Source organism: Leptolyngbya sp. FACHB-711 (assembly GCF_014695615.1).
GTDB lineage: Bacteria > Cyanobacteriota > Cyanobacteriia > Elainellales > Elainellaceae > Leptolyngbya_A.
This window is the reverse complement of the sequence record NZ_JACJOR010000153.1, coordinates 1-2,503: the sequence shown is the minus strand read 5'-3', so window position 1 is coordinate 2,503 and position 2,503 is coordinate 1. Positions and strand designations below refer to the sequence as shown.

1 protein-coding gene is annotated in these 2,503 nt (G+C 52.1%); it reads left to right on the top strand.

What is annotated here, in order from left to right:
- The coding region (locus H6F80_RS05340; protein ID WP_190790565.1) for a PAS domain-containing protein at positions 1 to 2,503 on the top strand (2,503 nt) is incomplete at both ends.

Sequence of the window (2,503 nt, the reverse complement as noted above, 5' to 3'; positions counted from 1 at the left end):
GATCGTCTGGGTCGCTATACTCAGGTCAGCCAGGGAGGAGCAGAGGTTCTGGGCTTTCAGCCTGAGCAAATTTTGGGTCAAACCTGGCGCGAGTTGGGTCTACCCACCGCACTCATGGAGCCAGTCGATGCCCAGCGAGAGCATGTCATGCAAACTGGACAACCCCTCAAAGGCGAAACCAGCTTTGCTGCCCCCGATGGTCCCCGGTATTACGAATATATTTTCACCCCTTTGCGGACTTCGCAGCAGACCATTGAGGGAGTCGTAGCGGTTTCTCGCGACATCACGGAGCGCAAACGGGTAGAAGCGGCGTTACGGGAAAGCCAGGAACTGTTTCAGAACTTTATGCAGCACAGTCCTGCAACGGCTTACATCAAAGATGAGGCAGGGCGATATGTTTATGTCAATCCACTCTTGGAGCGAAGCTTTGAGCGATCGTTCGACGAATGGCTGGGTAAAACCGATTTTGACTTGTTTCCTGCCGAAGTGGCCCAGCAATTGCGCAATAACGACCTACAAGTGTTGACAGAGGGGAAAACCCTGCAAGCGATCGAAATTGCTCCCCAGAACGACGGAGAACACTATTATCTATCGTTCAAATTTCCGCTGCGAAATTCTGCCGGACAACGCCTGATGGCGGGAATGTCGATCGACGTTACGGAACAAAACCGGGCTGAACAGGCACTCCGCGAAAACGAACACCGTTATGCTCAGATCCTGAATTCTGTACAGGACATGGTGTTTTGCAAAGCTCCCGGTTCAAAGGTGATTTATGCCAACAAGGCAGCCTGTGACTACTACGGCTTAACTGTTGAGGAACTGCGTGGCATTACAGATGTGCCCTTCAACGAACTGGATTTCACTCAGCAGTATTTGCAAGATGACCTGAAAGTGTTTACGACTGGCGAGCCTGTCGAAGTTTTGGAAGAGCCAAACCGAGGAGCAGACGGAGAACTTCACTACTTCCACACCATCAAAACTCCGATTTTTGACACTCAGGGGAACGTCGCTGAGCTAGTGGGTGTATCGCGTGATATTACCGAGCGCAAGCAAAAAGAAGCAGAACGGGCACAGCTCCTGGCACGGGAACAGCAGTCTAGAGCCGAAGCCGAACTTCAGCAGAGTTACCTGCATTCCCTGTTAATGCAAGCTCCTGCCCATATTTGTATTAATCGCGGAGCCGATCACATTTTTGAATTTGCGAATCCTCTCTATCTCCAACTTGCGGGTGGACGAGAGGTAGTGGGTCATTCGGTGCGCGAAGCGTTTCCTGATTTGGAAGGACAGGGCTTTTTTGAGCTGCTCGATCGCGTTCTGGCAAGCGGAGAGCCTTTTATCGGCAAAGAAGTGGCAGCTCAATTCGATCGCCAGGGCAACGGCACTTTAGAGGAAGGATTTTTCAACTTTGTCTATCAGCCGATGCGAGGCATTGATGGCAGGATTGAAGGCATTATGACGTTTGCGTTTGAAGTGACTGACCAAGTGCTGGCGCGGCAGCAGGCAGAAATTTTGGCAGAAAATTTGCAGACTCAGCAGCAGGCGTTGCGAGAGAGTGAGGCCCGCTTCCGTCACCTAGCGGATACTGCCCCAGTATTGGTCTGGATGTCGGGGGTTGATAAGCTCTGCAACTACTTCAACAAGCCCTGGCTCGACTTCACGGGACGTACGACAGAGCAGGAATTGGGCAATGGCTGGGCAGAAGGAGTGCATCCCGATGATTTTCAATATTGCCTGGCGATCTACACGAATTCGTTTGATGCCCGTCAGGAATTCAAAATGGAGTACCGTTTGCGGCGGTTCGATGGCGAATATCGCTGGGTGCTGGATCATGGCGTGCCGCGCTTTACGCCAGACGGAGAATTTTTGGGCTATATTGGCTCCTGTATTGATATCAACGATCGTAAGCAGGCAGAAGACCAGATCCGCCAGATGAACGAGGAACTGGAATATCGCGTCAAGCAGCGCACTGAGCAGCTCCAAGCTACGAATAAAGAACTGGAAGCCTTTTCCTACTCGGTGTCCCACGATCTACGCGCCCCCCTGCGGCACATTAATGGCTTTGTCGATTTGCTGCAAAAACGAGCGGGCAAGTCCACGGCGCTCGATGAAACCAGTCAGCGTTACCTGAGAACGATCGCTGACACGACAAAAGAAGCCGGGCGATTGGTGGATGATCTGCTGTCGTTTTCGCGCATGGGTCGAACCGAAATGCGCCTGACCACGCTCGACCTCAACCAACTGCTTCAGGAAGTGCGGCGAGACATGCAGCAAGACTTGGTGGGCAGAACCATCGACTGGCAAATAGACCCGCTCCCTGTGGTTCAGGCTGACCCCACCATGATGCGGCTAGTGCTGCGAAATTTGCTAGAAAATGCGGTGAAATACAGTCGCCCCCGCAGTCAGGCAATGATTCAAATCATCAGCACTCGCACCGAAGACGAAACGATCGTCTGCATACGAGATAATGGGGTAGGTTTCGACATGCAGTATGTTCATAAACTGT